Raw genomic sequence first — 25,599 nt, forward strand, 5'->3', positions numbered from 1 at the left:
GCCACGACCCCGGCATCCGCCCCGGGCGTCACTCCTGGGCGTGGCGGTCGAGGAAGGCGTACACCTCGTTGTCGTCCACACCGGGGAAGGCGCCGCGGGGGAGCGGCGAGAACATGTGGGTGTGCACCCGGGCACTCGGCCACGCCTTGCCCTCCCAGCGGCGGCTGGCCTCCTCAGGGGCGCGGCGGCAGCACGACTCGTCCGGGCAGGTGGACTGGGCGCGGTGGCCGGTCTCCCGACCGCGCCACCAGCGGGCGTCGTCGAAGGGCACCCCGACCGTGATCGAGAAGCCGCCGTCGCTGGAGGACCCGGTCTGCGTCGAGCACCAGTACGTCCCGGACGGCGTGTCCGTGTACTGGTAGTGCTCGGTGGTGCGGTTGCGCTGCGCGAACGCGGCCCGTGCCGAGAACCGGCGGCACGCCGGCTGGCCCTCCACCGACCCGGTCACGTCCATGGGCAGCGGCAGGTCGTCGTTCTCGTACACCCGCGTGATCGCGCCGTTCTCGTCCACGCGCAGGAAGTGCAGCCGCATGTCCAGATGCTGGGTCATCAGGTTCGTCAGGCGCATCGCCGCCGCCTCGTGGGTGACGCCGAACGCGTCGCGGAAGTCCTCCACTGCGAGGTTCTTGTCCTTCTTGGCCTGCTGCAGGAACGCGACCCCGGCGGTCTCCGGGATCAGGCAGCAGGCGGCGAAGTAGTTGATCTCCAGCCGCTGCTGCAGGAAGTCCGCGTAGTCCGTGGGGCGAGTATGCCCGAGGATGCGGTGCGCCATCGCCTGCAGCGCCATCGAGCGCAGGCCGTGCCCGCCCGGGATCGACGCGGGCGGCAGGTAGATCCGGCCGTTCTCGAGGTCGGTGATCGACCGGGTGGAGTGCGGCAGGTCGTCGACGTACAGCAGCTCGAAGCCGAGCTTCTCGGCCATGATGCTCACGGTGCGGTGGGTGAGCGCGCCGGAGGTGTGGCCGGCCGCCTTGAGCTGCTTCTCGGCGAGCTTCTCGATCTCGGGAAGGTAGTTGTTCTGCTCCCGCATCTTCAGCCGCAGCTCGGTGTTCGCCCGGCGGGCCTCCTCCGGCGTGGCGATCGCCTCGCGCTCGCGGCGCTGCAGCTCGCGGTGCAGTCCGAGGATCGATTCGATGGTCTCGTCGCTCATGCTCTTGGTGACCCGCACCGGCGCGATGCCCAGCTGGCGGAACACCGGGCTGGCCTGCGCGCGCTCCAGCTCGATCTCCAGTGCGGCGCGGCGATTCGGCGGCTCCCCGGAGATGAGATCCGCCACCTCGGTGCCGCACACCTGCGCGATCGCCTGCAGCAGCGAGAGCTTCGGCTCGCGCTTGCCGTTCTCGATGAGGCTCAGCTGCGAGCCGGCGATGCCGACCTGCGCGCCGAGCTCGTCCAGGGTCAGGCCGCGGGAGGTCCGGTGGTGCCGGATGCGGTGGCCCAGGGTCGTCAGTTCCAGTCCGGTGCTCGCCATTCCTTGATCATATCGAAAGAACTCGACTTCTTTCAGACCATTTGGGACGAAAGTGGTCCTGAAGTGCGAAGAAGATAGAGGTACAGCATCCGCCTTCCCCAAAGGAGCAGCAGCTATGGCCATCGCCGAGACCTACGCCCCCCGCATCCCCTCCGTCGCCCCTGCGCGCGAGTTCGGAGCGGCACCGGCGTACGACACTCCGGCCATGGCCGAGCTGCGCGCGTGGGTGGACGAGATCGCGGCGCTCACCCAGCCGGATCGCATCCACTGGGTCGACGGCTCGCGCGCCGAGAACGACGCGCTCCTGCGGGGCCTCGTGGACGAGGGCAAGCTCATCAAGCTCAACCCCGAGTGGCGGCCGGGTTCGTACCTCGCCCGCTCCCACCCCAGCGACGTCGCGCGCACCGAGGCGCGCACCTTCATCGCCTCCGAGAAGGAGGAGGATGCCGGACCGACGAACAACTGGGCCGACCCCGCCGAGATCCGCACGACGCTGAACGGCCTCTTCGAGGGCTCCATGCGCGGACGCACGATGTACGTCGTGCCGTTCTCGATGGGCCCGGTGGGCGGCAAGCTGTCCCACATCGGCGTCCAGGTCACCGACAGCGCCTACGCCGTCGTCTCGATCGGCATCATGACCCGCGTCGGCGACGCCGTCACGCGGCAGATCGCCGAGGGTGCGCCGTGGGTGAAGACCGTGCACTCCGTCGGCGCCCCGCTCGAGCCGGGTCAGCAGGACGTCGAGTGGCCGTGCAACGACGAGAAGTACATCGTGCACTTCCCGGACACGCTCGAGGTCTACTCCTTCGGCTCCGGATACGGCGGCAACGCCATCCTCGCCAAGAAGTGCTTCGCCCTGCGGATCGCCTCGGTGATCGCCCGCGACGAGGGCTGGCTCGCCGAGCACATGCTGCTCATCCGCGTCACCGACCCGAACGGCCGGGCCTACCACGTCGCCGCGGCCTTCCCGTCCGCGTGCGGCAAGACGAACCTCGCGATGCTGCGCCCGACCATCCCCGGCTGGAAGGTCGAGACGCTCGGCGACGACATCGTCTGGATCCGCCCCGGCGAGGACGGCCGGATGTACGCGATGAACCCGGAGGCGGGCTTCTTCGGCGTCGCCCCGGGCACCGGCGAGTCCACCAACGTGACCGCCGTCGAGACGCTGTGGGGGAACACGATCTTCACCAACGTCGCGCTCCGCCCGGACGGCGACGTCTGGTGGGAGGGCCTCACCGACACCCCTCCGGCCGAGCTCATCGACTGGCAGGGCAACCCGTGGACCCCGGACTCCGGCCGCCCGGCCGCACACCCGAACTCGCGCTTCACCGTGGCCGCCTCGCAGTGCCCGCAGATCGCGGAGGACTGGGAGTCGCCCGAGGGCGTGCCGCTGGATGTCATCCTGTTCGGCGGGCGGCGCGCGTCCAACGTGCCGCTCGTCGTCGAGGCGACCGACTGGACCCACGGCGTCTTCCTGGGCTCGACCATCTCGTCGGAGCGCACCGCGGCGGCGGAGGGGACCGTGGGCGAGCTGCGCCGCGACCCGTTCGCGATGCTGCCGTTCTGCGGGTACAACATGGGCGACTATTTCGCGCACTGGCTCAAGGTCGGCCGCACGCTCCGCTTCGACCGCGCTCCGCGGATCTTCCAGGTCAACTGGTTCCGCCGGGGCGAGGATGGCCGGTTCCTGTGGCCGGGCTTCGGGGACAACGCCCGGGTGATCGACTGGATCATCCGGCGCATCTCCGGCGAGGTCGACGCCGTGGACAGCCCGATCGGGCGCCTGCCCCGCATCGAGGACCTGAACCTGGACGGCCTGGAGATCCGGGAGGAGGATCTCGCCGAGCTGTTCGCGATCGACGGGGACGCCTGGTTGCGCGAGGCCGACCTCACCGAGGAGTTCTACGGCATCTTCGGCGACCGGCTCCCGGCCGCGCTGCGCAGCGAGCTCGAGGCGCTGCGCTACCGGCTGAACGCCGCGCGGTAAGGCGGGCGTTCCCGCAGGGGTGCATCGCGCCGCCTCGCGCGGTGACAGACCCGGATGCGGGGCGCCGAGACGATCATGGCTGAGTGGTCTCGGTGCTCCGCATCCGTCGACGGAAGGCCGTCGCTCTCCGGAGCGGCGGCCTTTCGCATCCGCTATCCGACCGCGTCCGATCCCCGGCTTTGGTATCCCAAAAGGAAATCCGGTGTACCAAAACCTTGACGCGTGCGTGCCGGCATCTTCTTCCTCGGCTACTTCCTGTTCGAGGTGCCGAGCAACCTCGTGCTGCAGAAGATCGGTGCGAAGAAGACCATCATGCGGATCACCCTGGGCTGGGGCATCGTCAGCGTGCTGATCCTGCTGCTCGTCCCGAAGTTCCGCGAGGCGCCGAAGACGGAGACGATCACGATCGCCGTGCCCGAGACCGAGGCCGAGGCCGAGGTCGTCCGCATCACGGATGCCGTAGCTGAGGCGCCGGTGCCCGCGACGGATGCCCCGGCGCCGGCGGCGGCGAAGGGGCCAGAGGTGCAGGCATGAGCGGCATCCCTCTCGACGAGATCAACGACATGGACCGCGACCGCTTCGTAGCGGCGCTGGGGCGGGTGTTCGAGAACTCACCGTGGGTCGCGCGCGCCGCCTGGGACGCACGCCCGTTCGCGGACGTCAGCGAGCTGCACCGTGCGATGTTCGCGGTCGTCGAGGACGCCGATCGGCAGCAGGTGCTCGACTTCCTGAACGCCCACCCCGCCCTGGCAGGGAAGGAGGCCAGGGCGGGGGAGATGACCCCGGAATCGGTCGGGGAGCAGTCCAGCGCCGGTCTGGACGCGCTCGGCCCCGAGGAGTTCGCGCGGATGGCCGAGCTGAACGCGGCCTACCTGGCGCGGCACGGGTTCCCGTTCGTGATCGCGGTGCGCGGGCACACGAAGGAGTCGATCTTCGCGGAGTTCGAGCGCCGCCTCGGCAGACACACCGAGACCGAGCGGCAGGAGGCGCTCGCGCAGATCGCGCTCATCTCGCGCAGCCGGCTCGACCGCGTGGTCGCGGTGTGATTCGCGGCCGCGGCCCGAGCACCGCGGCCGCGGCCTGAGCACGGCCGCCTGAGCAGGGCGGCGCCCCTGCCTCAAGCGGGCAGGTGATCTCTCAGGCGAGCAGCTGGTGCCGGGCCAGATCCCGGTAGAGCGGCACGCGCTCCACCAGCTCGTCGTGACGGCCCTGGCCGACGACGACCCCGTCCTCCAGCACGACGATGAGATCGCTGTCGACCACGGTGGACAGCCGGTGCGCGATCACGAGCAGGGTGCGGTCCGCGGAGACCGCGTCGATGGCCTCCCGCATCCGCTGCTCGTTCACGCCGTCCAGCGACGAGGTCGACTCGTCCAGCAGCAGGATCGGCGCCTCGGTGAGCAGGGCGCGGGCGATCGCCAGCCGCTGGCGCTCGCCGCCGGACAGCATCACGCCGTCCTCGCCCACGGGCGCCTGCAGCCCGAGCGGGCTGCGCTCGAGCACGTCGCCGAGGTTGACCGCCCGCAGCACGCGTTCGCAATCGGCATCCGAGGCGGCGGGGGAGGCCAGGCGCAGGTTGTCGGCGAGCGAGCCGGCCAGCGTCGGGGCGTCCTGCTCGACGTAGCCGAAATGCGCGCGCAGCTCGTCGCGCGGGTAGCTGCGCAGGTCGTGCCCGGCGAGGCGGATCGAGCCGCCGGTCGGGTCGTAGAACCGCTCGATCAGGCTCAGGATCGTGCTCTTGCCCGCCCCGCTCGGGCCGACCAGGGCCACGCGCGCGCCCCGCGGCACGGAGAACGACACGCCGCGCAGCACCTCGCGCGACGCGGGCGGCTCGATGCCGGCATCCGTGTCGAGGTGCGCGTCGGCGAGCAGGGTGCGCGCCTCCTGCGCCGCCGCCTCGCGGGCCGCGACGACGTCGTCGGGGTACTGGAAGCGCACCTCGCGGAACTCGAGCGCGGCGGCACCGGCGACGGGGGCCGCGACCGCGGCGGCATCCGACTCGTCCCGCGCCGTCTCCTCGGGAAGGTCCAGGACCTCCTGGATGCGCCCGAGCGCACCGAGCGCCTGGTTGACCGAGGTGATCGCGCCGAAGGCCGATCCCAGGGGCAGGATCAGCATGAACAGGAACATGATGAAGGTCACCAGCGCCGCGATCGAGATCGCACCCGCCGCGACCCGGAACCCGCCGACGCCGAGCACGACGAGCAGGGACAGCTGCAGTGCGACGCCGGCGATCGGCACCACCATGGACGAGATCTTCGCGATCCGCACGCCCAGGCCGTAGGCCTCCGCCGCCAGCCCGGTCACGGCCGCGGTCTCCCGCTCGGTCGCGCCCGCGGCGCGCACGGTTCGGATCGACCCGACCGCCCGCTCCACGCCCGCCGCGAGTTCGCCCACCTTCTCCTGCTGCGCGGCGGATGCCGTGCGGATGCGGCCGCTGAGCAGCACCACGACGACCACCGACCCGCCGATCACGACGGCGATGAGGAGGAGCAGCAGCGGGTCGATGAGCAGCATCCCGATCACCGCGCCGAGGAACAGGATCGCGCTGCCGACGGCATCCGCGAGCCCCTGCGTGAGCACCGCGTACAGCAGCGTGGTGTCGGTGCCGACGCGCGAGACGAGATCGCCGGTGCGGCGCGCGTCGAACTCGCTGATCGGCAGATGCAGGATGCGACGGATCAGCTGCCGCCGGCTGGAGTACACCACGGCCGTGCCGGTGCGCTGCAGCAGGTAGTGCTGGTAGCCGGAGATGACGGATGCCACGATCACGAAGCCGACCAGCAGCCACACCAGCGCGCCGAGCGTCTCGCCCCGCTGCACCCGGTCGATGACCTGGCCGACCAGCAGCGGCTGCGCGAGGGAGGCGAGCGCGCCGATCACGCTGAGGAGCGCGACGAGGGCGAGCACCCGCTTGTGCTCGAACAGGAAGGGGAGCAGCTGGCGGAAGGTGGCGCGCGGACCGTCGCTCTGCACGCGGCGTCCGCGGCGGCGGGGGGACGCCGTGCGCGACATGAGGGACCTCGTTCCGTGGGGACCGTTCCATCTTCCGATGAGCCGCCTATGCGCCGCCTGTCCGCGGTCTGCCGGCGGCACTCGCGTGCGGTCCGGACCCACCGACGTGGTGGGATGGACGGATGCTGATTCCCGCCAAGGCCCGCTCCGGCGACCGCGTCGCGGTGCTCTCGCCCGCGTTCGCCGCGCCCGCCGTCTCGCTCGCGCTGCACGAGCAGGCGATGCGCCGGCTGACCGAGATCACGGGGCTGCTCCCGGTCGAGTACCCCACGACGCGCCGGCTGGATGCGACCCCGGAGGGCCCGCGCGGCGGACGTGAACGCCGCCCTCGCCGACCCCGACATCCGCGCGATCCTGGCGACCATCGGCGGCGACGACCAGATCCTCGTCACACCGCACCTCGATCCGGCGCTCGCGGTGGCCGACCCGAAGCCGTTCCTCGGATACAGCGACAACACCAACATCCTGAACTGGCTGTGGCGGCACGGCGTGGCCGGATTCCACGGCGGGTCGACCCAGGTGCACCTGGGGGCGGGCCCGGCCGCGGACGAGATCCACCGCAGGTCGCTGCGCGCCGCCCTGCTGGACGGGGGCGAGCTCGAGATCACGGAGCCGGGCGAATCGGAAGACTTCGGCCGCCGCTGGCAGGATCCGGCCGCCCTCACCGCGTACGGGGAGCGTGAGCCCACCGAGCCGTGGGTGTGGGCGGGGCCAGAGCGGCGCGTCCATTTCGCGGCGGTGGGCCAGGAGACACGGAAGTAGTCCGCCGCCGCGGCGACCGTCCACTCCTCGTCGACGATCTTCTGTGCAAGACGGAGCCTTTGGCGCGGGGTGAGCGCCGCGTTAGCGTGAGACACGAGAACCTCCTGGTTCAGAGCGGATGCGGTAGCAGCTCCACTCTGCCGAGAGGTTCTCGTCACATCAGGGAAGCCAGATCAAACAACCTCCCTGGGCAGTACATCTGATATGTAGTGCCTTGTTGTCAAGAGGGCATGGCGAGGCGCCGTCCGGGATTGCCCCGGGCGGCGCCTCTTGCTTCGTGGTCGGGCTGGCGGGTGAGCGTGTCGTTGCGACGCGCGGTCAGTCTGATATTCGCGGGTTGGTTACCGCAGGACGGTTCTTCGGCAGGAGCGGGACCGCGTGTCTAGGAACGAGCGTCGCCCGCATGATGCCGAGCTGCTCATAGGTGTTTCGCGGGTCGCTCCTCGCGCTGCCACCGGCCGTTGAGATCGCGAAGCAGCTCGAGGGATCAGTCGTTCATCACTGCCAGGGACCAGCACCAGCCGGCGAGTTCTCTCGCGACGGCGACGTTCGCGATCGTGGGTCGTTTGCGTCGTTCGATGAACCTGACCCACCGGTCGTGGAGGCGCCTGTTCCCGAGGTCACCGCGGGCACGAGCTACGGCGGAGGCTTGTTCCCAACGCCCGTGCATGACAGCGCCGACGTGATAGCGCGGACGATGATGCCAGGCGGATTCGACGAGCAGCCGACGGGCATGGCCGTTGCCGGTCTTGGTGATGGGTCCCTGCACCCGGGATTGCCCGGACGAGAACTCACTGGGCACGAGTCCGACGAACGATCCGATGCTGTTGCCGGTGAACCTGTCCCAGTCGCCGATCTCCACGGCCAGAGCAAACGCCGTCAGCGTGCTCACTCCACGCAGACACCCGAGCCTGCGCACGACCGGGGTGAACTCGCTGTCGGCGGCGAGCTGCTCGATCGCCCGGTCGAGCCGATCCCGGCGTGCCTTGATCTGCAGCACCGTCTCGTACTCCGCATCGAACGCCGCCCGCGACGCGGCGGTGACCAAGTGCTGCTGGAGCAGCCACCGGTCGTGCTTGGCCGTCCACGCGGCACCATCGTCATAGACGATCCCGTGTCGCAGCAGCAGTTCCCTGTGCGTCAGGATGGGGTGAGACACCAGCACCCACCCTGCCAGCTGACCCCAGGCCAGCCACTTCAGAGACTTACAGCCGATTCAGATCAGAGCCAGACCGAGACTGTCGAGACAGGGCAAGCGGTGAGGTCAGGACGGCCGCAGCCCGCCGGTGGGTGAGCGTCGAGCACGTCGGGGTCTTCCGAAGAGGAAGGCTTCGGCACCTTCATCTTCGGAAGACCTCGACCCTCATCCGAGACGGACCCACTCCACACCCTCATCTCAGCGGCATCCGTTTGCACCAAACTGCTACGACTCGTGCGCGCGACGTCGACGCAGCAGCAGCACACCACCCAGAATGAGGAGCAGCGCCAGCGCCAGCGCCAGCGCAATCAGCTGCGGCTCCTGACCCGTTGTCGCCAGCGGCGGTGGCGGGGCAAGCGGGAAGTCCGCCGTCAGCACATCCTCACCGGGACCGACCGTGACCGAGATCTCGGCGGCACCGGCGGTCAGGATGTAGCCGGCGGCCACCGTCGACAGCACGATCCGCACGGTGTAGTCCCCCGGCGGGACGTCCTCGAACAGGTAGTGGCCGCTTGCGTCCGTCACCGTCGTGGCGATCACCTCGCCATCCGCGTCGAGCAATTCGATCGTCACCCCGGCGATTCCGGACTCGCCCGAGTCCTGCACGCCGTCACGGTCCGCGTCGTGCCAGACGAAATCACCGATCGAACCATTCGGCACGTAACCGAAGTCCTGCGTGTCGTCGATTTGCCCGACCCCGTCGACGCTCTGCAGCGTCGTGGTCGACAACCCGTTCGGGACACCGGTTGCGTCGTAGCTGGGCGTGTGGCCCGCGGGAGGACCCGAGACGACGGCCACCGAGTACGAGCCGTTCGGCAGGCCGGTGAACGAGTACGCTCCCGAGTCGTCGGTCACCGTGGTGAGGACGATATCGTCGCCCCCGCCCGGCTCACCGTCCGGGCCGTACCAGGTCGCCTCGATCGTCACGCCGCCGACTCCTGGCTCGTCCGTTCCCGGCGTTCCGTCGCCGTTCAGGTCGTACCACACCAAGTCTCCCAGTCCGTTCAGGCCCTGGAAGCCGAAGTCCTGGTCGAGCCGCTCACGGCCGGTGTCCGGGTTGAGCGAGACGAGCCCGGTGGCGTCTGCGCCACCATCGGGATCACCCGTGTTCGTCGCCGCGTCGGCGATTCCCCCGTTGACCGTCACCTGGTAGTTGCCGTCCGGCAGCCCGTCGAACCGGTAGTTACCGTGCTCGTCGGTCGTCGTCGTGAAGGTCACGTCGTCGGCGCTTCCGATCACGCCGTCCGGACCCGCCCACACGAGCGTGACGGGTTGCGCCGGGACGCCGGGCTCGGTCGGGTCCTGCACGCCGTCACCATTCAGGTCAAGCCATACCGTGTCGCCGATCACGCCCGCACCGACGTAGCCGAAGTCGGCGGTCCGGTGCTCGTCGCCCGTCGCGAGCTCCACGAGGCTCGTTGAATCGAGCCCGCCGTCCTCGTCGAACGTGGCTTGCAGTCCGCCGGGCAACGTCGACCCGTCGACCGTCACCCGGTACTCGCCCGCAGGCAGGCCGTCGAACAGGTACGTCCCGTCGAGCCCCGTGACCGTCGTCATGTTCTGATCATCGGCCGTGCCCAGCACACCGTCGGGTCCCGCCCAGGTGAGCACGACGGTCACGCCCGACAGTCCGGGTTCGTCGTCCTGCGCGCCATCGTGGTTCACGTCGAGCCAGATCGTGTCGCCGATGGACGCCGAACCCCGGTAGCCGAAGTCGGCATCCAGCGCCTCGCGCGCCTCGGGTGACACGTTCACCGCCGTCGCGTGGTCAAGATCGCCATCCCGGTCGAAGGTCGGCGTCACACCCTCGGGGAGCGTGGCGGGATCGACCTGCACCGAGAATGCGCCGTCCGGCAGCCCGTCGAACCGGTACTGACCGTTCGCATCCGTCGTGGTGGTGAGGACGATGTCGTCACCGCCACCCGGGACCCCGTCCGCTCCGAACCAGGTGAGCGTGACGGTCACCCCGGCGAGCGGGGGCTCCCCGGCGCCGACCGTGCCGTCACCGTCACGATCGAGCCACACAGTGTCGCCGATGACGCCGGATCCGACAAACCCGAAGTCCTGATGCAGATCGACCGCGGTCAACTCGGTGGTCGAGGTCTGATCCCCGCCGCCGTCGGCGTCGTACGTCTGGCTGAACCCACCTGGGACGCCCGAGACCGTCACCGTCCACTCGCCCGGCTGCAGGTTCGGGAACGAGTACTTGCCGTCGGCGTCGGTCGTCGTCGTGAGCACGACACCGTTCGGGCCGGTGGCCGTCACCGTGATGCCTGCCAGCCCCGGCTCACCCAGATCTTGCACGCCGTCGGCGTTCCGATCCCACCACACCGTGTCGCCGAGCAGCGTCTCCGCGTGATAGCCGAAGTCCTGGTCGCGGTTCTCTTCGCCATCGCCGAGTTCGACGACCGACGAGGAGTCGTTCCCGCCGTCGGGATCGCCCGAGTTCTCGACTCCGGACGGTGGCGCTACGGTCACCGTGTAGGTGCCTGCCGGGAGCCCGGTGAACTCGTACGAGCCGTCGGGTCCGGTGACCGTGGTGAACCTTGCCGTCTCACCGTTCGGCCCCGAGTACTCGAGCGTCACGGTCACCCCCTCAAGGCCGGACTCGCCCGAATCCTGGACGCCGTCTCCGTCCTGATCGAGCCAGACGCGATCGCCGATGAGACCAGAACCGGCGTACCCGAAGTCCTGGTCGAGGTCGTCCTCACCCGGGGCGAGCGTCAGCGTCGATGTCCCGTTGAGCGGATCGCCCGGGCCTGCCGGCCCGCTGACCTGCTGGTAGCTCTCGTAGCCGTCGGCAAGCGCCACCTGGACGCCGAAGCTGCCCGCGGGCAATCCGTCGACCAGATACGTGCCGTCTGCGTCGGTTTCGGTCACGTACTCGACATCGTCACCGCCACCCGGCACGCCGTCGGCGCCGTACCAGGTCACCGTCACGGTCGCCCCCGCGATGCCTGGCTCGGCTGCATCGACCACGCCGTCGCGGTTCTGATCGAACCACACCGTGTCGCCGATCGAACCCGTGCCGCGGAAGCCGAAGTCCACATCCCGCTTCTTGTCCGACTCCCCGAGCTGGCCGTTCCAGACCCCGTCGGGCGAGGCGAGCCCGCCGTCGAGGTCGTAGCTGGGCGACAGCCCCTGGTCGGCGATCGGGTTTCCCGCACCGGTCTGCGTGACGGTCACCCGGTACTGGCCACCGGGCAGGTGGTTCACCAGGTACTGTCCGTTCGCGTCCGTGACGGTCGCGTGCGATTCGTCGTCGGCGGTGCCGAACAGGCCATCGGGGCCGGCGTAGAGCACCGTCACCGGCACGCCCGCAAGTCGGGGTTCACCGGATTCGATCTCACCATCGCCGTCGACATCGAACCAGAGGGTGTCGCCGATCGAGGCGAGGTCGAGCTCGACGTCGACCGTGTCGTCGTTGGACGGGTACGTCGGGAACACGCGGTCGGGGAACTCGGCGCGGGTGACCTCTGGTAGCCCGAAGCCACTCGCCGACGCGGTGTTCTGGATTTCGGCGCCGTCGACCTCGTGCTCCTCGTGCCAGTCCGAGGGGACAGCAAGAGAGTAGGTGAACGTGACGGTTTGACCCGGCGCCAGCGGGCCCGCGATCGTCCACGAGAGCGACCCGTCGGTGTGGTCCGCGTCCGTCGCGGTGATGCCGCCCGCCTGGGCAAGGTCGGTCGCGTCAGTGTAGCCGGTGAGGCGGTCGTCCGGGGTGTCCGAGACCGTCACGTCGTACGCGTTCGAGGTGCCGGTGTTCGTGACGGTCACCGTATAGGTGAGCACGTCGCCCGGGACCGCGCGGCGCCAGTCGGCGTCACCGGCCTGGCCCACGACGCTCTTGTCGAGCGCCAGGTGGGGCTCGACGACCGCGACCGTGGCGTCATCCTGATTGCTCGAGCCGTTGAAGTCGCCAGCGTTCGGGACCGAGCCGGGCGTGCCCTCGATCGTGTCCGTCGAGTTGAAGTACGTCCCCGCGACGTTCGTCTGCGTGGCACCGTCCGAGACCGTGTCGTTCACGAAGGCGGTGTAGACAATCGTGACGACCCGAGCCTCGTCCGTGGCTTCGACATCGCCGATGAAGAAGCCGATCGTGCCCGTCGCGCCGGCGGAGCTCAATGCTTCGGCAGTGAGGTCGCAGGCGGTCGCGCAGTTCACCGATTGCAGCGCCTCGAACGACACTCCCGAAGGGAGCGTGTCGAGCACCGTGACATCGAACGCGCGCACGTCGGCCGGAATCGACACCTCAAGCGTGTAGGTGAGGGTCTCGCCGATCGTCGCCGTTGTCGGCTCGACCGTCTTGGCGAACGTGATCTTCGGCTCGGTGAGCGTCTGTGACGCTTCGCCCCGGTAGCCGGGCACGTCCGTGTCGCCGGCGCGTTCGACCTCGGCGTCGCCCTCGAGTGACGTCGTCGTGGCGACGACGTCATTCGTGAGGTCGAGGCCAGCCGTCATCGGGTCGTCGACGCTCACCGTGTAGGTGAGCGGCAGGCTCGCGCCCGGCGCGAGCGCGGGAATCGTCCACGTGATCGTGCGGCTCGCCGGGTCCCAGGTGCCGCCGTTCGTGAGGCTGGACTCCTCGAGGGTCACGCCCACGGGCAGCGTGTCGGTGACCACCGTGTCGTAGGCGGTGCTCGTGTTCGACCCGCCGTCGAGGCCGTTGCCTGGGGTGACGGTGAAGTTGACGATGTCGCCGGCCGCGACCTGGCCGTCGGCGTCGTCGTGCGCCTTTGTCACGCTCAGGTTGGGTTCGACGATCGTCACGGTGGACGTTGCGTCGGGTGCCGCGCCGCCGTCCCACGAGAAACTTGCGGTGTTCACCCGGTTCGTTCCACGGACGTTGGCCGAGGTGTCGGTGACGCGAGCGGTGACCGTCAGGACGAACTGGTCGTCGCCGCTGTCGATCGGGTTCGCGTAGCTCGCAGGGAAGACGAGGCTCACGGTCGATCCCGAGACATCGATTGAGAAGTCGCCAGGGATGGGAGCACCGTTGAACGTCGCCGAGGGTGCGGGATCGACGAGTTCGAGCCCGGCGGGCAGCGAGTCGACGAGCCGCGCGTGCTCGACGGTCGTTCCCTGCGGAACGACGCCCGTGACCGTGTAGGTGACGACTTCGCCGATCGTTGCTTGGCCGACTTCGGCGTTGCCGTCGCCCGTCACGCTCGTCACGTGCGACTTACTGAGCAGCGCATACTCGACGACGATCTGCGCGGTGTCATACGCGGGGGCCGTGTTCGGCGTGAGGGTCGGGTCGATGTTGTTGCTCGGCACGTGCACGTACGGGGTGCCGTTGTTCGTCGGATTCTCGAACTGGCGCACGCCCGCGTGGTTCGTGAGCACCGTGCCCGGAGCGTAGGTGTCCGGAATCGTGAGCGAGTAGCCGAGCGTGATGCTGCCGACAGCAGGCACGGTGATGCCGTCCCACTGCAGGTACGCGCCGTCGGCCGAATCGACACAGGTCGCTCCGTCCGGGTTCACCGTCACGTCGGCGCACACGATCCCCGCGGGCAGCAGGTCGCGTACCGAGGTGTTCACCGCATCGATGCCGCCCGAGTTGGCGACGGTCACGGTGTAGGGTACGACGTCGCCACCGAGCACCGGGGCCGTCTGGGTCGTTGCCTTGTCGAGCGTGATCTGTGGTGCGAGGTACGGTGCGGTCGCCATTTCGCGGGCCTGGAACACCTGTCCGGCCGAGTTGGGGTACGAGAGCTTCGCCAGGTTGGTGAGAGCCGCCCCGCTCACGATCAGTTCAGGGTGGGTGATCCGTGTTTCGACCACGACTTGGAACACCCCGCCGCCGTTGACGTCCGGCAGGGTCCAGCTGAGCATCGGCTCGGTCGAGGCGTCGAACGTCACCTGGCCGAGGTCGATCGAGTTCGTCGGTCCGGCAGTGAAGTTCACGTAGGTGAAGCCGTCTGGCAAGAAGTCGCGGACCACGGGGCCGAGCGTGTCGACGCCGCTCGGGAAGGGCACGGTGACCAGCCAGCACACGGTGTCGCCGGGACGGTAGTTGCCTTCGGCGACGTCCGGGGAGTAGACGACGGCCGGGTCGGAGCAGTTGAGCGAGCCGTCGACCGCGTTCGACACCTGCTTGTCGATGAGGACGCCGGTCGCGGACTGTCCGGCCGCGGTGTCGTCCGCGATCGGCAGGTCTTGGTGACTGCCGTCATTGTCGGTGATGACGGTCGCCGTCGTGCTCAGCGTGGCCGTGTTCTGCCATGAGTCGTTCGATGCGACCGGAGCACCGGTGTCGCGGTACGTGGTCCGGGTCGTCGTGGTGAACACGAGTCGAATCGTGGAGTTCGGCTCGGTGGCGGTCGGCAACACCCATTCGAGGCGCTGGGTGCCGTCGCCGGGCTCGGTCACCGTAGGCGTCGGCCCCGAGATCATGGCCGCGAAGTCGAGGCCGGACGGGAGCAGGTCGACGACGGTGATCGGACCGGTCGAGAGCGCGTATTCGCTCGTCTGGACATCGATGGTCCAGGTGCTGGTCTGCCCGTGCGCGATGGCGGCGTCGTCAACCGACTTCTGCTGCGCGACGTCTTCGGCGCTCACGATCTCGGTCGTGGAAGCGCTGCGCTCCAGCCCCTCGGTCGTCCCGGTCGCGACGACGCCATTGATGAGTTGCTGCTCGTCGGACGTGACGCCTCCGGTGTTGTTGTCAAGGTTCGCGGTGGCGACGAACCCGGCATCGGTCATGACGTTCTGGTGCAGCGGAATCGCGGCGACGTACTGGAACTTGAACTCGGCGCCCGCGCCGAGCGAGGTGAGTCCCAACGTCACGAGCGTCGCGGTGTCCCACTCGACGCGCGTGTAAACGCCCGCAGGCAGGCCGGGGACCTCGTCGGCGGCAAGGGTCACCGTGGCGGCGGACGACGGCGCGGAGCAGGGGTGGGTCAACACGGGAGGAGTGCCGGAGTCGATGCGGCCCGAACCGGGGTACTCCTCGGTGCCGGCGGCTGAGTTGTCCACTCCGCCACACGCGAGGAACTCGAGTCCAGCGGGCAGGTAGTCGACAACGGTGAACGCGTCGGTCGGGGCGACGAGGTTGTTCCGCACGGTGATGGTGTACGCCGTCTGGTGGTCGTGGACACCCCGCAGCAGTTCGCCTTCGGGGCTCGGCTCGACTTTCGTGACCTCGAAGGCCGCAATCGTGGTCGTCGCGGTCGCATCGTCGGAGCCCGAGTAGGTACCCGTTACCGGGTTACCTCGATCCGAGAACTGTGGCTTGATGCGCGGATTGGAGTTGACGAACGCGGATGCGTCGTTCGAGACGGTATCGCCGATGCCCGCGCCGGGCGGCGGGATCATGTCATAGCTCACCGAGATGGTAGATCCCGTTGGCAAGTCGGCAACGTTGTCCCAGATGAGCACGGTCGTGCCGTTGCTGCGTGCGATGACGCGGTCGGGTGCTGGGACAGCGTTCTCGAAGCTCGCGCCTGCGGGGAGCACGTCGGTGAAGCTGAGGTTGTAACCGTCGGGTCCGCTCGGATTGCTCGCGGCGAGGGTGACGGGAATGGAGGCGCCAAGGAGCGCCGTCTCGGGCATCGTCTTGGCGAGCTCAATGTTCGGCGATCCTGCGGCGTGCGCCGGGGGTGCGGGTAGAGCGACGACAAGGGTCGCTGCGGCGAGCAGCATGACCAGGAACGAGGAGAGCTTCGCGCGCAGACGACGAGCAGACATCGACGGAACCACCGATCCGGTAGGTGAGCTGGGGGGCCTAGAACGGCGTTAGGCGAGCGAGACCTTATCATCGGACGTCCTACGTCGTCCATCTATTGTGTCAAACATGACAACTGGTTAGGGAATTCCGCCAAGTCGCGACTTGAACCCGCGGGTCTCAAGCAGGCTGCGAGCGATGTCGTCGGTCAGGTTCTGGAAGCCCGGGGCGCTTCGGGCAAGTCGCCGCAGCACATGCACTGGGGCATGTCCTCACGGATATCCTCGGTGACGAGGCGGTTGTTGGTCGTACCTTTCCGCAGCCAGTTGACGCCCCACGCATCAGTAAAAGTGAAGTCGGGGTTTGCGACCCGCTCGGTCCCCCAGAGACCGATGGCCGCATCAGGGTTCGAAACGACAAGTTTTCCGCGTACTGCTTCGCCAGGAGCGAGCGCGCCGACCACGATCGCTTGATAGAAGTCGCGCTCCGAGGTGGCGTTCGCAAGATCGTAATGCTCATCGTTGTCGTCCCCCCACATGTGAACGAGGATCTTGGCGTTGGTGATGGGGAACGACGACATGTTGGCACACTCATACTCGTAGGTGAGTAGGCCGGCCTTCTTCGGTCGATACGTGCGTGCAACCCAAGGCTACGGAGAACGATGCCGCGTCGCGCGATGTCTCGCAGCTCATCCGCCCGGACTTGCTCCAACTCGCGCGAGCGTCGAAGCTGACGACTCGCCAAGAGGACGGATATGCCGGCGAAGATGAGGCCGGTCCCAGTGAGGAGCGCCTGCGCCCACGTAGCGGCGTCTCCCCAGACGATGGCATACGGAACAAGCCGCACCGCGTTGGCGTATGCGAGGGCCACGGTCGTGGCTACGAGTATGAGCAGGACTATCCAGATCAATGCTCCCCCGCGTGTTGGGTTTGTCGACTCTCGAGGAGCCTCCTCTACCATGCTGTTTCCTCGCCTCACACAAGTCGCGGCCGATGCCCTCAGCGCAGGGTACTGCGTGTGGCGGTTGGGACACGCGACCGTCCCCTACTTCTCCGCGCCTTCCCGGCCGGATCAAGGATGTCTTAGCCTCGATCCACCGATGAGCGTGGGTGCTGAGCGAGCGTCGTGACGCAGAAATGCCCCTCTGATCAGGAAGAATAGAGCTTGTCTAGGGCAACTGTTCAACCGATCCGAGAGGCATCTCGTAGATGCAATTCAAGCACGCTCCGACCGCGGTGTCAGCGGCATTCGATGATCCGAATCTCGTGTCGGTGGCGGGCCTGGTTCCGATGCTGCGGCTCGCGCAGCGAGCCGGGCTGGCGGAGCTGGCTCACGACCGGTTGAGCGTCCCGACCGATAAGGGCTCCAACGCCGGCGTGAAGGTGATGGCGCTGGTCGCGGGGATGCTCGCCGGGGCGGACTCGATCGACGACATGAACCTTCTTCGCCATGGCGGGATGGGTCGGTTGTTCGACCGGACGTATGCGCCGTCGACGTTGGGGTCGTTTCTGCGGGAGTTCCGGTTCGGGCACGTCCGGCAGCTCGACGCCGTCGCGTCCCGGGTTCTCACTGGCCTCGCAGGTCAGGCGCCGCTGCTGCAAGCGCGGGCCGGGGAGCGGGTGATGGTGGATCTGGACGACACCATCATCGAGGTCCACGGGTATCAGAAGCAGGGCGCCTCGTTCGGGTACTCCGGTGTCCGCGGTCTCAATGCCCTCCTTGCCACGGCATCGACGTCGTCGTCGGCGCCGGTGGTCCTGGGGCAGCGGTTGCGGCAGGGCAAGACCGGGTCTCCGAAAGGCGCCGCGCGGATCGTCGGCGACGCGCTCGCGACCCTGCGCCGCACCGGCATCGGAGACGGGGTGCGGCCGTTGCTGCGCACGGATTCCGCGTTCTACGGTCACGCGACCATCGGCACCGCGATCAAAGCCGGCGCCGACGTATCCGTCACCGTTCGGATGGACCCGGCCGTGAAAGGCGCCATCGCCACCATTCCCGATGATGCATGGACGATGATCGAGTACACCGACTCGATCCGTGACGAGACCACCGGTCAGCTGATCTCCAAAGCCGAGGTCGCCGAGGTTCCCTTCACCGCGTTCCGGTCCCGGAAGAAGGCCGAGCAGGTCGCCGGACGTCTGGTGGTGCGGCGGATCCCCGACCTGAACCCGAACAAGATGGAGCAGCCGACGCTGTTCGACGTCTACCGGCACCACGCGTTCTTCACCACCACCGACAAGCACGCGATGGACACGGTGGTCGCGGACAAGACCCACCGCGCTCACGCGATCATCGAGCAAGCCCACTCCGACCTCAAGAACGGGCCGCTCGCGCACCTGCCCTCCGGCGTGTTCGCCGCGAACAGCGCCTGGCTCGTCCTCGCCGTGATCGCGTTCAACCTCACCCGCGCTGCCGGGGTCATCGCCGACGAGGCGGGACGGCTCGCGCGAGCGACGACCGCGACGATCCGTCGCACCCTGATCCACGTCCCGGCGCGGCTGGCACGCTCCGCACGCCGCATCACACTGCACCTGCCGAAGGCCTGGCCCTGGCAGAACGCCTTCGCCCGACTGTTCACGATCACACACGCACCGCCACCAGCGGCGACCACCTGACCATCGCCGCAACGCGGCACGACCGAGGACCACGTGGACGACCGGGATGTGACGCCCGGAACTCACCCCTGCCCTCGGCACGTCACCGCACGCCGATCACGACCGCCCCGCCCACCCCAGGCTCATCGGTGGATCGAGGCTTAGTGGAGATATCTGACGTCTTCACGAACTCGGAGGTTCTCGTGTCCCACCGTAACGCTCGACTGACCGTGCACGGCCGGCTGCTGATCGTGGATCGCGCCCGTGCGGGGTGGAAGCAAGCTCATATCGCCGCGGCGATGGGCGTGTCACGCCGCTGCGTGAAGCGGTGGCTGGACCGGTACCGGGACGAGGGTGAGACTGGTCTGCACGACCGGTCGTCGCGCCCTCATCGTATCGCCAACCGCACCCCAGATGCCGCAGCGGCCGCGGTGGTCGCGATTCGGAAGAAGGAGCGAATCGGGCGTGACGAGATCGCGACCCGGACCGGCGTGCCGGCGCGGACGGTGTCGCGGATCATCGCGCGCGCTGGCCTGCCGCGGCTGGCGGAACTGGACCCGATGACCGGTGAGCAGATCCGCGCGTCCAAGACCACCACGGTCCGCTACGAACGCGAGCGACCGGGTGAGCTGGTGCACATGGACGTGAAGAAGCTGGGCCGCATCCCCGACGGTGGCGGCTGGAAGGCCCACGGCAGAGAGGCGGGGTCACTCCTGCGAGACCGGACGACGAGGATCGGGTTCGACTACGTTCACTCGGTCGTCGACGACCACTCCCGGCTGGCGTACTCCGAGGTCCTCCCCGACGAGAAGGGACCGACCTGCGCCGCGTTCCTCGAGCGCGCGATCGGCTACTTCGCCCGGCACGGCATCGTCCGCATCGAACGACTGCTCACCGACAACGCCTGGGCCTACCGCTGGTCGCTGCGCGAGGCCCCGTGCGTCAGGATGGGGTGAGACACCAGCACTGCTGACCTTCGCACTGCACGGGGCGAGAACGGACCAATACTGAGATGACGATGACGGTTGCTGACGTCGGCACCGATGATGGGGCTATGGCTCCTCGTGCTGACCGGCCCAAGAGGCGGACGTTCACCGCCGAGTTCAAAGCGGCGATCCTGGCCGAGTACGACGCCGCGGACCGCTCTGGGCGTGGGGAGATCCTGCGCCGGGAGGGCCTGTACACCTCCCACATCATCGAGTGGCGCAAGGCCGCGGCCGCCGGCTCGCTGTCCGGGCTGGGCAGCAAGCCGCGGGACCGGCGCGAGCGGGAGCTGCAGGCGCTACGGGCCCGGGCGGAGAAGGCCGAGGCCGAGCTGGCCAAGACCAGGGCGGCGCTGGACCTGATGGGAAAAGCACACGCGCTCTTGGAGACGCTCTCCGAGAGCGCGGACAAGCCGCCGCGGTCGCCGCGGTGATCAACCCGGCCGTCGACGGGCTGGCCGAGCACGTCGGCACCGCGGCTGCGTGCGCGCTGCTGGGTCGCTCCCGCGCCAGTCACTACCGGGCCAAGAACCCGCCACCGCCACGTCCACGGACACCGCGGCCGGCACCGGCGAACAAGCTGTCCGCCGCCGAGCGGGCCCACGTGCTGGCCGTGTTGACCAGCCAGCGGTTCGCGGACAAGTCGGTCGCCCAGGTCTGGGCCACGCTGCTGGACGAGGGCACCTACCTGTGCTCGATGTCCACGATGCACCGGATCCTGCGCGAGCACGACATGGCCGGGGAACGGCGCCGGCAGGCGAGCCACCCGCCCCGGACCCGGCCCGAGCTCGTCGCGACGGCGCCGGGGCAGGTGTGGAGTTGGGACATCACAAAGCTCAAGGGGCCGGAGCGGGGCGTGTACTACGACCTGTACGTCGTGCTCGACATCTTCTCCAGGTTCGTCGTGGGCTGGACCATCGCGGCCCGCGAGGACGCCGAGATCGCCAAGAACCTGCTCGAGCACGCCATGGGCATCCATGGCGTGCCGGAGGCGATCCACGCCGACCGCGGGACCTCGATGACCTCCAAACCGGTCGCTCAGCTGCTCGTCGACCTCGGGGTGGCCAGGTCGCACTCCCGCCCGCACGTGTCGAACGACAACCCTTACAGCGAGGCGGCGTTCAAGACGCTGAAGTACGCCCCGGTCTTCCCCGAGCGCTTCGGGTCCCTGGCCGACGCCGGCGCGTTCGCCGAGCAGTTCTTCGCCTACTACAACCACGAGCACCGCCACTGCGGGATCGGGCTGCACACCCCCGCCAGCGTCCACTTCGGCACCGCCGGGCAGGTCCGCGCCCAGCGCCAGGCCACCCTGGACGCGGCCTACGCCGCCCGTCCCGAGCGCTTCGGCCACCGCCGACCCCAGGCGCCCAAGCTGCCCGAGGCCGCCTGGATCAACCAGCCCTCACAGGAGGCCCTCATACAGACCGCCTGACGGAATCTGTCTCACCCGCCTTGACACTTTCCGGTTTGCTGAGCCGATGCCTCGCGCGCATCAGATCGCCACGACAGTCCTCGCGTGCGCGCACCAGATCGCGTGCGGCTTCCTGATCGGCGGACGGCACCGAAACCGCGGTGATCTCGTCCAGCCGCAGCAGTCTCGCCAGATGCACCGCGTCCTTCGCATCGGTCTTCACCCGATCCCCCGACGGACGCTGCAACTTTGACGGCGCCGCGACCACGCACCGAACACCTGCCGACATCAGCGACCGGTGCAGCCCGAACCCCGTCGGGCCGGCCTCATACGCCACCGCGACCGGACCGGGAAGCCCGCGCACCCACTCAACGATTCGATCATTGCCCGGCGGCAACTTCGCCTGGATTAGCTCGCCTGTCACACCATCGATCGCCGCTGCCGCGACGGAACGGGCGTGCACGTCGAGCCCAACACTCGTACGCTCAGTAAACACGGGGCCTCCCACAACTGTCGGATAGGCCGGGCGGACCACCTCCACCCGGTAACCCACGAGCTTTGCGAGTGAGGCCCCGTCCCGCGACCCCCTCACCAAAAGAGGGCTACTACATACCGTCTAGCGAGAGCCGGGGACCGGGTCAAGAGCCGGATTCACTCGCGAGGCGATCTGTGATTCGGCGCGGCGCGGAGTGATCATTCCGCCTGCGGCATCGACTCATCCGACCCGTGCTCGGCGAGCCACTCGCTCGCGATCCGGCGGGGTGCGCGCAGCAGCCAGGCGTCCACGATCGTCTCGCGCAGCAGGTCGTCGTCGATCGCGTCCAGCCGGATCAGCACGGCCGGATACCCGTCGAAGTGCGGGATCGTGAAGAACACCTCCGGATAGGTCTCGAGGAGCGCGGCCTTCACATCCGGTCCGTCGACACGCGCCGCGACGACGGTGCCGGAAGGCCAGGAGCCGCCCGCCTCGGCGAGCTGCGCCAGATCCTTCTTCCCGGGCGGGCGCTCCCAGACGACGAGCCCGCCGCGGGTGTACCACGCTGGCGCGCGCAGGTGGCCCTCGGTCTTCTCGAACACGCCCGGCAGGCCGAGCGCGATCCTGCGGACGTCGTCGATCGTCGGCATGCCGTCAGTGTACGAGCGGCGGATGCCCGGTCGGGAGGGGCTCCGCGCTCAGCGGCGCCGCCCCGACCGGAGGCGATCCGGGCTGAACGGGGCGCGCCGATGTCATGCGGAGGCCTTCCGGCGGATCGGCCCCCACGGCTTCGCGGAGGCGAGGACGACGGCGAAGGTCAGAGCGGTGAGCGACACCGCCGGCGGGAAGAACAGCGTCTCGGTCCGTGCGCTCCCGGCCGCGCCACCGGTGGCGCCGTACCGGTCGATCTCCGGCATCCCCGGGGCGAGCACGAACACGATCGCGATGCAGAGAGCGGTGTTGAGGACGAGCTTGACCAGGACCCACCAATAGCGCACGAGGCCCCACTTCGTACCGAGCCCGAGCATGAGGCCCGTGAGCAGGCAGACCGCGGCGGAGACCAGCATGGGGGCGACGATGAAGTTCGCCAGAGCGCGGTAGGCCAGCCCGCGCAGGCCGGCATCCGGCGAGGACCAGCCGGTGAGCACGAGCACGGCGACGACGACGTCGACGCCGATCCACGAGCCGGCAGCGACGATGTGCGTCACCCGGACGGCCTGACGCGACCGGCGCGACAGCGGTAGCACGGGTTCGGACGGCGCGGGACGGCGGGAGGTGGCGGCGGTCGACATGGTGCTCCTCGGATCGACGATCCGACAAACTTAGAGTGGCTCCATCTTTGGAGCAAGTAGGGTTTTCCGTAGGATCGGGGCATGGACAGTGCGACAACGCCCGGACTGCGGGAGCGGAAGAAGCGCCAGACCCGGCAGCGGCTCCAGGCCACCGCGATGGCGATGTTCGACGAGCGCGGCTTCGACGGGGTGACCGTGACGGAGATCGCCGCGGCGGCGGACGTGTCGCCGGCGACCGTCTTCAACTACTTCCCGACCAAGGAGGATCTTGTCCTGCACGGGATGGCGCAATACCGGGAGCACCTCGTCGCGTCGCTGCGCGACCGTCCGGCGGATCAGTCGCTGCCGGCGGCGTTCCGCGAGCTGCTGCGCCGGCCCGGCGGCGTGCTCGCCGACGAGGACCCGGCCGGGATCGAGCGCCTGCTCCAGGCGCGCCGCGTGATCGCCGGGAGCCCGTCGCTGCAGGCCCGCGAGGAGGCTCAGTTCGCGGCGATCGCCGACGATCTCGCCGCGCTCGCGGCGGACGGGCACGTCGAAGGAGTGCTGCCGAGGTTCCTCGGAGCCGCGATGGCAGGCGTGCTGCGCGCCGTCGGGCAGGAGGTGCACCGTCTCGCCGTGGCCGGCCGGTCAGGAAGCGAGATCGCGGACCTCGTGATCCCGCAGGGGGTGCGGGCCGTGGAGCTGCTCGAGCGCGGGCTGACCGGCTGACCGCCGGGGCCCGCGCTCGCGCATCGGATGCTCGGGTGAGCCCCGCTCAGGGCTGCGCCGCGATGCCCAGATCGTCCTCGTAGTGGTGGCCCTTGGTCTCGGGGCTCAGCCACAGCGCGATGAAGGTGAGCACCGCCATCGCGGAGAGGTATACCCCGACCAGCCACGGCGAGCCGTCGCCCAGGCGCCACAGTTCCACGGCGATCAGCGGAGCGACCGCGGCGCCGAGGATCGAGGAGACGTTGTAGGCGATCGCCGAACCCGAATAGCGCACATTCGTCGGGAACAGCTCCGGCAGCAGGGCGCCCATCGGCCCGAACGTCATGCCCATCAGCAGGAAGCCGAGGATGAGGAAGCCCTGCGTGACCGCGGTGGTCAGCGCCGGGGTGGCCTGCGGGGCGAGGAACAGGCTGAACGTCATCCCGAACGCGATGATCCCGCCGGTGACCCACAGCAGCAGCGTGCGCCGGCCCACCTTGTCGGCCCACGGGCCGGAGACGAGCGTGAAGATACCGAAGAACACCACGCCGACGATCTGCATGACGACGAACTGCGTGTAACCGAAACCGAGCCCGGGGTAGAACTGCGCGGCGAAGGCCGCCGCGTCGAACGGCTTGCCCGCCGCCTCGGCCGCCGCCTGCGCCGCCGCCGAGGCGGTCTCCAGGGAGGCCGGCTTGGTGCCGAAGGCGAGGGTGAAGTTCGTCATCAGGTAGAACAGCACGTACGTCGCCAGCATGATGAACGTGCCGAGGATCAGCTGCTTCCAGTGGTGACGGAACACCGTGGCCAGCGGCAGCTTGTGGATGCGGCCGGTGTCCGCGGCGCGCTTGAAGGTGTCGGACTCGACGAGCTTGAGCCGGACCCAGAGGCCGATGATCACCATCACGGCGGAGAACAGGAACGGCACCCGCCAGCCCCAGCTGAGGAACGCCTCGGACTTCTGGGTCGGGTCCGACTCGTGCGGCAGCAGCGCGTGATGGCGAGGAAGATGCCGTTGGCGATGATGAAGCCGAGGGGCGCGCCCAGCTGCGGGAAGGAGCCGTACCAGGCGCGCTTGCCGGCCGGGGCGTTCTCAGTGGCCACGAGCGCGGCGCCGGACCACTCGCCGCCGAGGGCGAAGCCCTGCGCGAGGCGGAGGATGAGCAGCAGCAGGGCCGCCCACCAGTTGATCTGCTGGAAGGTGGGCAGCACGCCGATCGGGAACGTGGCGATGCCCATGGTCAGCAGGGATGCCACGAGGGTGGCCTTGCGGCCGAAGCGGTCGCCGAAGTGCCCAAACACCACGGCGCCGATCGGGCGGGCCACCATGGCGGCGCCGAAGACGCCGAAGGAGGCCAGCAGCGAGGTCGTGTCGTTGCCCGTCGGGAAGAACAGGACGGGGAAGACGAGGACGCCCGCCGTCGCGTAGACGTAGAAGTTAGAACTCGACGGTGGTGCCGACCAGGCTCGCGGTGATGACCCGGGAGCGGGGATTCGCGGGGGCGGTTGTCGTACTCACATGTTCCTCCGGTGGGCGGGGTGGGGAAGGCCCACCGGAGTCTATCCCTGGGAAAGCGCTGAACGGCGCATCAGCGCCACAGCACCGCCAGGCTCGCGTTCAGCAGCGTCAGGATGCCGACAGCCCAGAACATCGCCGGCGGGACGTCCTGGTTGCGCTTCTGACGAGCGGTGCCGATGCCGATCAGCGCGCCGATGACCACGAGCACGACGAGCTTCGTGCCGATCTTCGCGTAGTTCATCTCGGCGCCGTCGGGCAGTCCCCACGGGGCGGCGAGGATCAGCCCGGCGACGCCGGCGATGGCGAGGCCGATGTCCATCAGCCGGGTGAGCTCCCGCCGGCCCCCGAAGGCCTGCGTCGCCCACGCGCCGAACAGCGTGGCGAAGCCGATCAGGTGGACGAGCAGAACGACGTGGCGCAGGGTCTCCATGGGGCCAGACTATCCGGCGGACGGCGCGTTTCGTCTCGGGCGCGCTGTGCGCGTCCTCGCTCAACGGCCGGGAGGGGGAGGGCGCGTTTCGTCTCGGGCGCGCTGTGCG

The 25,599-nt window shown here is 69.0% G+C and carries 13 protein-coding genes and 6 pseudogenes; 8 read left to right on the forward strand and 11 right to left on the reverse strand.

From position 1 onward, the window contains the following. Positions 1-28 precede the first annotated feature (28 nt). Positions 29-1,471: an XRE family transcriptional regulator gene (locus JSY13_RS02920; protein ID WP_259607532.1), complete on the reverse strand. Its 1,443-nt coding sequence runs from the start codon at positions 1,469-1,471 to the stop codon at positions 29-31. Between the two features lie 115 nt (positions 1,472-1,586). Here JSY13_RS02920 and JSY13_RS02925 point away from each other — a divergent pair, with 115 nt between their 5' ends. From JSY13_RS02925 to uraD, 3 genes are all read left to right on the forward strand, one after another. Then, positions 1,587-3,458, forward strand: coding sequence for a phosphoenolpyruvate carboxykinase (GTP) (locus JSY13_RS02925; protein WP_432806432.1), 1,872 nt, complete (start codon positions 1,587-1,589; stop codon positions 3,456-3,458). 222 nt (positions 3,459-3,680) lie between these two features. Continuing rightward, positions 3,681-3,992, forward strand: a complete 312-nt coding sequence (locus tag JSY13_RS12525) for a hypothetical protein (RefSeq protein WP_349773880.1) — start codon at positions 3,681-3,683, stop codon at positions 3,990-3,992. After that, positions 3,989-4,504 carry a 2-oxo-4-hydroxy-4-carboxy-5-ureidoimidazoline decarboxylase gene (gene uraD, locus JSY13_RS02935; RefSeq protein ID WP_259607534.1) on the forward strand — a complete coding sequence of 172 codons (516 nt, stop codon included), beginning with the start codon at positions 3,989-3,991 and terminating at the stop codon, positions 4,502-4,504. The genes JSY13_RS12525 and uraD overlap by 4 nt, the downstream gene beginning before the upstream one ends. Positions 4,505-4,595: 91 nt before the next feature. Here the strand turns inward: uraD and JSY13_RS02940 are convergent, their stop codons facing one another. Then, positions 4,596-6,473 (reverse strand): ABC transporter ATP-binding protein, encoded by a 1,878-nt coding sequence (locus JSY13_RS02940; protein WP_259607536.1) that lies wholly within the window; start codon positions 6,471-6,473, stop codon positions 4,596-4,598. A gap of 122 nt (positions 6,474-6,595) precedes the next feature. Between JSY13_RS02940 and JSY13_RS02945 the strand changes: the two are divergent. Further along, positions 6,596-7,199, forward strand: a pseudogene (locus tag JSY13_RS02945) (LD-carboxypeptidase); the annotation flags it as partial. Here JSY13_RS02945 and JSY13_RS02950 read toward each other — a convergent pair. From JSY13_RS02950 to JSY13_RS02965, 4 genes and pseudogenes are all read right to left on the reverse strand, one after another. Beyond that, positions 7,190-7,330 (reverse strand): annotated as a pseudogene (locus JSY13_RS02950) (IS481 family transposase); the annotation flags it as partial. The pseudogenes JSY13_RS02945 and JSY13_RS02950 sit on opposite strands and share 10 nt — an antisense overlap. Before the next feature lie 392 nt (positions 7,331-7,722). Beyond that, positions 7,723-8,226: pseudogene (locus tag JSY13_RS02955) on the reverse strand (transposase); the annotation flags it as partial. Between the two features lie 432 nt (positions 8,227-8,658). Continuing rightward, complete coding sequence (locus JSY13_RS02960; RefSeq protein WP_259607540.1) at positions 8,659-16,122, reverse strand: SdrD B-like domain-containing protein; 7,464 nt, start codon at positions 16,120-16,122, stop codon at positions 8,659-8,661. A gap of 185 nt (positions 16,123-16,307) precedes the next feature. After that, positions 16,308-16,679 carry a hypothetical protein gene (locus JSY13_RS02965; RefSeq protein WP_259607543.1) on the reverse strand — a complete coding sequence of 124 codons (372 nt, stop codon included), beginning with the start codon at positions 16,677-16,679 and terminating at the stop codon, positions 16,308-16,310. A gap of 628 nt (positions 16,680-17,307) precedes the next feature. On the opposite strand from JSY13_RS02965, the gene JSY13_RS02970 reads away from it, so the two are divergent. From JSY13_RS02970 to JSY13_RS02980, 3 genes and pseudogenes are all read left to right on the forward strand, one after another. Then, positions 17,308-18,714, forward strand: a complete 1,407-nt coding sequence (locus tag JSY13_RS02970; RefSeq protein WP_259607545.1) for an IS1380 family transposase — start codon at positions 17,308-17,310, stop codon at positions 18,712-18,714. Positions 18,715-18,896: 182 nt separating this feature from the next. Then, a pseudogene (locus tag JSY13_RS02975) lies at positions 18,897-19,646 on the forward strand (helix-turn-helix domain-containing protein); the annotation flags it as partial. A gap of 65 nt (positions 19,647-19,711) precedes the next feature. Beyond that, positions 19,712-21,108 (forward strand): IS3 family transposase gene (locus JSY13_RS02980; RefSeq protein WP_370428832.1). Its coding sequence is split into 2 segments (ribosomal slippage): positions 19,712-20,048 and positions 20,048-21,108, totalling 1,398 coding nucleotides; the frame shifts between segments, so codons are not numbered across the junction. Between the two features lie 34 nt (positions 21,109-21,142). Here the strand turns inward: JSY13_RS02980 and JSY13_RS02985 are convergent. From JSY13_RS02985 to JSY13_RS02995, 3 genes and pseudogenes are all read right to left on the reverse strand, one after another. Then, a pseudogene (locus JSY13_RS02985) lies at positions 21,143-21,583 on the reverse strand (IS110 family transposase); the annotation flags it as partial. A 197-nt stretch (positions 21,584-21,780) separates the two neighbouring features. Further along, positions 21,781-22,212: an MmcQ/YjbR family DNA-binding protein gene (locus tag JSY13_RS02990; protein WP_259607547.1), complete on the reverse strand. Its 432-nt coding sequence runs from the start codon at positions 22,210-22,212 to the stop codon at positions 21,781-21,783. A gap of 102 nt (positions 22,213-22,314) precedes the next feature. After that, entirely contained in the window at positions 22,315-22,854 is a 540-nt protein-coding gene (locus tag JSY13_RS02995) for a hypothetical protein (protein WP_259607548.1), read from the reverse strand. Between the two features lie 81 nt (positions 22,855-22,935). Here JSY13_RS02995 and JSY13_RS03000 point away from each other — a divergent pair, with 81 nt between their 5' ends. Beyond that, positions 22,936-23,562: a TetR/AcrR family transcriptional regulator gene (locus JSY13_RS03000; RefSeq protein ID WP_259607549.1), complete on the forward strand. Its 627-nt coding sequence runs from the start codon at positions 22,936-22,938 to the stop codon at positions 23,560-23,562. A 46-nt stretch (positions 23,563-23,608) separates the two neighbouring features. Here JSY13_RS03000 and JSY13_RS03005 read toward each other — a convergent pair. Together JSY13_RS03005 and JSY13_RS03010 are read right to left on the reverse strand one after the other, a co-directional pair. After that, a pseudogene (locus JSY13_RS03005) lies at positions 23,609-25,060 on the reverse strand (MFS transporter). 70 nt (positions 25,061-25,130) lie between these two features. Continuing rightward, positions 25,131-25,490 carry a Fe-S protein gene (locus tag JSY13_RS03010; protein ID WP_259607551.1) on the reverse strand — a complete coding sequence of 120 codons (360 nt, stop codon included), beginning with the start codon at positions 25,488-25,490 and terminating at the stop codon, positions 25,131-25,133. Positions 25,491-25,599: the final 109 nt, after the last annotated feature.

The organism is Microbacterium neungamense (assembly GCF_024971095.1).
Taxonomy (GTDB): Bacteria; Actinomycetota; Actinomycetes; order Actinomycetales; family Microbacteriaceae; genus Microbacterium; species Microbacterium neungamense.